Source organism: bacterium (genome assembly GCA_040753555.1).
In the GTDB taxonomy this organism is placed as follows: Bacteria; UBA9089; UBA9088; order UBA9088; family UBA9088; genus JBFLYE01.
Map to the genome: position 1 here is coordinate 1 of JBFMDZ010000093.1, position 8,481 is coordinate 8,481.

3 protein-coding genes are annotated in these 8,481 nt (G+C 38.7%); all 3 read right to left on the reverse strand.

Annotation, left to right across the window (positions count from 1 at the left end; all coding sequences use genetic code 11):
* Positions 1-6,536: carboxypeptidase regulatory-like domain-containing protein (locus AB1630_08200; GenBank protein MEW6103773.1), on the reverse strand; the 6,536-nt coding region annotated here is incomplete at its 3' end.
* 22 nt (positions 6,537-6,558) lie between these two features.
* Positions 6,559-7,839 (reverse strand): WD40 repeat domain-containing protein, encoded by a 1,281-nt coding sequence (locus AB1630_08205; protein MEW6103774.1) that lies wholly within the window; start codon positions 7,837-7,839, stop codon positions 6,559-6,561.
* 403 nt (positions 7,840-8,242) lie between these two features.
* Positions 8,243-8,481: TCP-1/cpn60 chaperonin family protein (locus tag AB1630_08210; protein ID MEW6103775.1), on the reverse strand; the 239-nt coding region annotated here is incomplete at its 5' end.

Genomic DNA, 8,481 nt, shown 5'->3' on the forward strand with positions numbered 1-8,481 from the left:
TTTATTGTCCTTATTTTTTGTCCTAGGATATTAAAGATATTAACCTCTACATTTGCATTCTTTGCTAGATTAAAGGGAATCCAGAGGCCATCTTTGGCTGGGTTGGGAAAGGATGGGAAAAGCTCTGAGGATAAAATTGCCTCTTCTATGGATATATCCCCTGTTTCAAAATCTAGGGGATGGTTTAAAGAATCTTTTAAATTGGCTTTCGCTATCACAATCTTTAATGGCGGCTTATTTATTTTAAATTTTATCTTAAGCAAACACCCATCTTTATTTGCTCCCTCCTTTAGGCTTAATACCTGAACCTTTAATATCCCTTTATCTAGCATAAAGTATCCCTTTGGATTTGAAAGGAGATTTCCCTCTTTTACCTCTAATATCTCTATTCTTTCAGAATCATATTTAATGGTAATCTCTGCTCCCATAAGATTATTTGGATTTTTCACCAGGATTTCACTTTCAATGATATCTTCGGGAAGGCTATATGCTTGAGCTGGGTTGAATGAAAGGATAACCGGAGGATTTTGTTTCTCCTCTCTCTTTGCTTCTTTTTCCTTTACAAGCAACATCGCCTCTGCCATAAGCTCATCAAAGGAGGGGAGGGAATCAATAGGATTAAGCCCTGATGAGTTTCTTTCAAAGATGGAATATATCTTTTTTTCTTTAACTTTAAGAATAGATTTTGTCTTTTTATCTTCTATCTTGATTGAATCTACATACCAGCCTTCATAGTTGTTATAAAGTCCATCTACTGAATCAAAGAAGAATTTTAGCTTTATCCTTTTCTTGCAATAAGGGGTAAGGTCTACTTGATAGCCTATCCATTGCCTCATTGTTCCATATACTTGGGATATTTGGGTCCAGTTTGTGTAGCTAGAATCTTCGCTTGAGATGTAAACAATCTTCCTATCCCAATATGTCCATGTATCTTCTGTTTCATACCAGCTTTTGAATGAAAGGGAGGCATTATTGCAATTTCTAAGGTCAATTATTGGGCTTATTGCACTTCCATATGTTCTTCCCACATTATAATCTGTCCCATTGTTGTAGACGATACTAAATCTTGGTGTATCTTGTCTTTTATCGCTGATATGCCAAAGGCCATCTAAAGCCCATCCCTCTGTATTTCCATCGTCAAAATCCTCTTTATAATTATTAGAAGGGGGAGGAGGAGATTCCCTTACCTCTATATCATCAATATACCATCCCTCATACTTGTTATAGAGGCTATCTACAGTATCAAAGGAGAATCTTAACTTTATTTTTTTACCACAATAGGATGAAAGGTCAAAGCTCTCCTGATGCCAATCTGAATAAGAAAGACCCTTACAATCATTGTAAAATATCTGATTCCAGGAACTTCCATCAAAAACCTCTACTTTCATATTGTCATAGGAGCCCCAAGGATAAAATTCATGTTGCCACCAAGTCCAGAAAGAGAGTTCGGCAAATTGTGCAGAAGATAGGTCTATTTCGGGTGATACAATATACCCTGCGTTTCTTCCGATATCATAGTTTATTCCATTGTTATAAGCAAAGCTGTATGGTCCAGAATGAGACCTTTTTGTCTCTAAGTGCCAGAGGCCAGTTGCCTGCCAGTCATTAGCGCTACCGTCATCGAAGTTGTCGAAGAAGCCCCCTTTATTCTTGACCTCTACAGTAACCCTTTGAATATTTGAATCCTTTCCATCGGTAGCAGTAAGCTTGAGGGTATATGTCCCATTGGTTAATTTTGTTGTATCCCAAGTACCCAATATTCCATTGTCTATTAAGCTACTTAAGGTTATAATTGTATTCCATTTGCTTGGGTTTTCTCCCTCTCCATATTCTATAGTATAGGATGAAAGCTTGGATAACAAGGTCTTTCCATCAACACTAATGTTATCCTTTGCACTTCCTTTTATTTCTATCTTTCCAGCTACTTTCTGGTTTAGGATGGGAGATGTAATATTTGCCGCAGGAAAGGCTGATTCATCATAGAGATAGTCCATTATCCACAAGTCCCAATTATCATTTTTGTCAATGTTTAAAAGTATCTTTGTTCCATCTGGTGAGAAACCATAAGGAGATTCATTCTCAGGTGATTCGGTAAGACGCCTTAATTGAGCTTCTTGGTCATTGATCACCCCTTTTATGTTCTCTATAACAAAGAGGTCAAGATTGAGACTACTCGTTATGCCTTTGTGATCAAAGGCTTTCTTGGAAAAAGATTCTTTTAAAGCCATATATTTAGAATAGGGAAGGTTGTAGAAATCAAGCAAGCTGATACCTTTTTTAGGGGTATCTCTGGTTGAGGCAAGGAGAAATTTCTCTTGGTCGGGTGAGAATCCTCCCATATCATCACACCCAGGATAGTTGCTTATATTCACCAGATCAGGAGAGGCATCTTTTTTGATCACATCATCTATATTGGTTATCATCCATACCTCACTGTCTGCGGTCAACCAGTACCCATCTCCTGTTTTGATAAAAACCATCCTTTTGGCATCAGGCGACCAGAGAGGATAGATAACATTGCCCAGGCCTGGATCTATTATCTTAAATGAGCAATCAGCCCCATCATTTATCACATCATAAGCATTGGTCAAGATCCATATCTTGAATGCCTCACCAAGATTGGCGGCATTGAAGGTAACCATTCTGCCATCTGGTGACCAGGATGGAAACTGATTATAGTTCTTTCCAGTATCGCTCAGTTTGACAAAGATAGGTTCTTCTCCTTTTTCAATTACTCCATTTATATTCTTCATCACATAGATATCGAAGCCAGAGACAGATGTGTTAAAATCTCGATGGGGAGAGAAGAGCAACATCTTCCCATCAGGAGAGAACGATGGGTTGTATCCGTCATCGAGTATCTTCTTCTTATTCTGACCATCCTTATCCATCACCCACATCTGGAAATGTGGGTAGTATGAGGTAAATACGATTTTTTCTCCATCTGGTGACCAATGACCGTCTATATCATAGGTTGGCTCTGTGGTTAATTGTTTCATATAAGATTTCTCTATTTTCAATACTATCTGGGCTGTCGCAGGGTTGTCGGCATTATCCTTTGCTGTAATAGTCAAGCTCTTTGTTCCAAGGGATACAGAATTGGGAATGGTATAGGTGTAGGTATATGTTCCATTTCCCGAGCCAGACATTTCTTGATTGGATAAGCCACCAATTGGGGTAAGGTCAATGGTAACCGAGCCAATTCCACTTGTCTCATCAACCACATAGGCTTCTAGTTTTACGGATTGGCCTGGGCTTACCGAATCGGGAGAGGCTTTGGGATTGGTAATGACCGGAGGGGTTATATCAACAAAAAATGTTATTGTTGCTGGTGTTTGGTCTATATTTCCTGCCATATCTTTAGATTTAACATAGAATGTGTAAGTTCCTTGAGCAAGATTTGGATAAAAAGCGCTAGTTATACCCGTATAATCAGACCAAAGACCTTGGTTTAACCTATATGAATACATAAGCTTATCCTGGGGACAGAGGTTATCTTTTCCTTCACAAATGAAGGTTGCACTAGGAGAACCATCTCTTTCCTTAAATATTGTCGAGCCTTGGAAGAAGGCGGTGATAAATGTATCGGGTGGGGTAAAATCAATGGTTATCCCATCAGAATATCCTGGCTCACTCCATAACCCAACCCCATTCTTTGCTTTTACCGTGAAGTAATAAGTTCTGCCTTCTGTCAGATTTAAATCCCTTTCGGTTATAGAGGTAGCTAATCCTGCTGATTTCCAATTGACTACATCTGTTCTTCCTATGGTTGTTCCAATGCAATATTGATATTCTGCTATCCTTGTCTCTGGATCAGAAGATAACCAATAAACACAAAGCTGGGTAGTATTTGTGGTATACTCCCCTGAATCTTTTATACTTGGTGTAGCAGGAGGCGTATCGACAAATAAAATTATTCCTGCTGTACTTGAACTTCCCTTTTTATCCTTTGCGGTTATATTTAAGGTTTTTGTTCCGGGTAATGTATTTGTTGAGACTATAGTTTGGTAAGTATAAAGCCCATTATCCCCAGACATCGCTTGATTAGATAAACCACCAATGGGTGAAAGGTCAATAATAACTAAGGCAACACCACTTACATCATCGGTTATCCGAGCGGTTAAAGTCACAGTTTGTCCTGGGCTAACTACTTCTGGCTCTTCCTCTGGTAGAATGATATAAGGAGGGGTTGTGTCTACTGATTCTATATAGTAAATATCTTTGCAGGGGGTAAGATCTTCATTTCCTGCCCCATCTTTACTCTTTACCTCAAATGTATTGGTGCCATTAACCAACTCAAATCCTAAAGAGGTTTGGCTAATCCAGGATGACCAACTAGAATCATTAAATCTATATGAGTAATAAAGGCTGGAACTTAAATTATCTTCTCCATACCAACCATAAAAAATATAGGGTTCTATGACAAAAGTAGTGCTTATAAATGTATCAGGTGGGGTTATATCTAGGGCTATCCCATCTGAATAGCCAGGGTTAGACCATAACCCTTCTTTATTTTTTGCCTTTACACTAAAATAATAAGTCTTTTTCTCAATAAGGCTTAAACCAGTTTTTGTTACACTGGTCATTGTTCCTACAGAGGTCCAATTCACTATATCAGTTCCACCCTTGGTGCTTCCAATAGCATATTGATATTCAACTATTTCTGATTCTGGGTCAGAGGATGACCAGGTTGCATGGAGTTGGCTAGGATTATTGGTATATATGCCATCATCAATTACCAATGGAATAGTAGGAGGGGTAACATCCACATCCTTCAATACAAAATCAATGCCTAAAGTCTCTTGGCCTGGATTTACCACAATTCTTTCTTTAACTTGATTTGCATATCCATATTTACTTGCCTTAATGTCGTATGTTCCAGGAGGTAAGCCAAGCTTATAATTTCCATTTATATCTGTGGTTGTAAATAATCCCGTGTTTATTGCCTCTATATTTACTCCTGTAATCGGATTTCCATTAGAATTAGTAACCCTGCCTAAAATAGAGCCATAAGGGTCTAAAAGAAAATCCTTGTATGTTCCCTCAGCTGATTTTACAACTACCCAGTATTCTGCCTTTTCAACATAGCCTGGTTTAGAGACATACAAATGGTAGGTTCCAGGATTAAGGGTTGCCAGATAAACGCCGTTTTCATCTGTATAAACAATATCCCCGGATGAGATTTTTACCTCTGCTCCTTTAATCTTTGCTCCCGTTACACTATCCTTTACAGTTCCTGTGATATAACCTGGTCTTTCTATGGAGATATCGCTGATGATATTTGTTTGACCCCAAGTTTCTACATAGATTGTTTCTGTTTTAGAGATAAATCCGCTCTTGGATATCTCTACTGTATAATTGCCAACAGGAATATTAGAAATTATTACATATCCATCAATATCTGTTGTCCCACTTCCTATAACCTCATCGTATTCTTTAAGTACAACAGATGCATTATAAACCGGATTTCCACTTTCATCCTTTACCTTAAACTTAAGAGATGTATTATTGGATATAACTACATCCATTTCCTCGCTTGTAGAATTTAAAGCAACATCCCAGGCAGTAACTTGAATTGTATACTCACCATCGGGAAGGTCAGTGGTGTTTAAGCACTCATTCTGGTCAGATCCCTCAATTACCCCATCATTATCGGTATTGGTAACAATATAACAAAAATTTGTGTTATCCGAAAGCCCTATGCTATAAACCACATCAATCAGGCTATTGGAAGGCTGAACCCCCTTTGCCTCCATAAGAATCTTTTGGGAAGACAAAACCAATGTCTTGGCCTTGTTAAACACCTGATACCCTATTTTGTATATCCCCGCATCATCCCACCACTGACCCCAATTATCCTTTGTCTGGTCATTTACCCTAACGATTATATCAACCTTGCCTGTAAGCTTTTTCTTCTTTAGGTATTCTCCAGTATCTTGGCTTAAAAAATGCCAGTCTTTATGAAACTTTGGTGGTCGGGTATCACTATAGTTATCAAGAATCTGCAAAGGATTAAGCAGGCCTATATGGATACCTTGTTCATCGGTCTGGTTCTGCCATTTCCCAAATTCCAGGTGGTCGCCGCCTAATCCAATCCCGCCTGGAAAGTCTACGATCTTGCCCAGTCGGTCGTTTTTGGAGACGGGAAGACCTTCTTCCCACTTTTTACCATCTTGATGTTTAAAATCATCAGTATGTCCATAATACCAGGCAGAAGGACCATTTAGGGTTTCCTCAACGCTGATCCAATAAAACTTTGGATCGCCAATAGTATATATCTCTGCTATATACCCATTATTAGAAGATGTGTAGTTGACCCTTCCTCCCTCCTTATTTACGGCAATATCAACCCCATGGTGGAATAATTTAGCCCCTCCTAGACCCTCGGTTCGATAATCCATATATGCGCCACCAAAGCATTCCTTATCATTTGGAATAACATCAACCGGCCAGGGAATGGCAGATAGGGATAATGGGATGATGAGCATTCCGGTTAGGAATAAACCCAAGCTTGCCTTTTTAATCAAATCTTTCATTAGATAATCACCTCCTTAAGGTTTATTTTAGATTAAAGAAAACAGTCTTCTCATATGTTGTCATAAACAATTGTTTTCCATCAGGGCTAAGGTTTAAAATAACATCTCCCGTATATGACTTTCCAATGTTCTTTTCCATAATCTTATTGCCCGATTTATCAAATAGCCAGATATATCGGTCACTCCGTGCATTAGGAACTTCATATATACCACCTACGGCGATAAGCTTAGCATCTGATGAGAGGCTTACAGAATAAATACAGAAGGGAAAACCAAAAGAATGGCTCCACAAAAGCTCTCCTCTATTTGTATCAAAGAAATAGAGATTTCGGTAATCAGTAGTGGCTAAATAATCTCCCTCAGGAGAGAAAGAAAGATAGCCTTTCCTTCTTCCCAAAATCCCGGTTGTTTCATATCTAAACTCCACACTATATGTGCCAAGGAGGTTGCCTTCTTTATTAAAGATATGCAGATATGATGGACCGTGGTGTCCTTCTGGATTATCTTCCTGAGGGCCCCGAGAACATACTGCAATGAACCTTTTATCATCAGAGATTTTGATATTATAAAATTTTACCATATTATCTATGTTATATCTCCATAGCTCTTCCCCTTTTGTGTTAAACACAACCAGGCTGTTTTTTCTACCCTTGAATGACTCATCCCTTTTTTCTAGAATAGATGCTGTCACATAGAGGCTGCCATCTTTAGAGAAGGCAGATGCGCCACTTAATTTTATATTATCTATTCGCTTGGTAAGGCTTCCCGAAGGGCTGTAGAATGATAGACCAATGTAATAATCTGAGATATGGCCTGGGAAGGAAGGACAGGTTGCCACAATTGCACCATTGGGAGATATTTCAGCACAGTCGGGAACCCCATCTATCTTATAGAGGGTATTTCCCTTGTGGTCTTTTAGCTCAAGGGTTGTTTCTCCTGTTTTATAGTATGCTTTAGGGTCATTGATTGCCTGAATCTTAACATACTTTCCATTCTTTGAGATGCCTACCCATTCATTTTCTCTTTCTTTCTTTACCTTAAGAGACACCTTTCCCTCTTCATTAAAAAACTTTATTACCCCATTCCCTGTCTCAACTGCCTTAAGGGAAAAAGAGGGCTCAGCCAATCCCCTTGTTTTTGTTCCAACCGAGGTTGGCTCTAGCTCACAGACCTCGCGTAGCCCATCTTCAAATTCCTTCTCCCAAATAGGCTCAAGGGTAAGTGTCCCTTTCTGCTCCTCTGCCCAAATGGTTGATACTGCAACCATTATCCCAAAAACTATCCCAATAATCCTTCTTTCCATCTCTTTACCTCCTATTTTATAATCATAGACTTTATGTCAGAAAAATCACATCTGCCTTTAATTTATAAAAGTATAAGCCCTTGGATACATTTTGTAAAGAATTATTTTTTAAATCCCAAAATATGGCACTTCCTTCCATAGAAAAACCAATATCGGACGCCTAAATGAAGCTATAAGGAAGGGCAAAATTTCTCTGCCAGTTGCCTTTCAGCCTCGGTAATACTCCAGTCTTTTAAAAGCATAAAGGCTAGACTAAGTAAAATAGCTTTTTTCTCCATCTATGTGTTTAGCTGTCCTATTTTGAATTTCAAAATTTAAGAATTAGAGGTTTGGAATTCGGGAAAAGGGTAAAATTTTATGTTTATCCTTTCTATCCCGAATTCCAATTTTATTTTTTGCCTTTTTAATACATATCTCCCATTCCGCCACCTGGGGGCATTGGAGGCATCTTTTCCTTTTCTGGGATCTCTGTTACAAGGCATTCTGTGGTTAGAAGAAGGCCTGAAACGGATACGGCATTCTGCAATGCAACCCTTGTAACCTTTGCCGGGTCAATAATACCTGCAGATATTAGGTCACAATATTCATTATTTGAGGCATCAAAGCCTATGTTCCCTCCCTTTTCCCTTATTCTCTCTACCA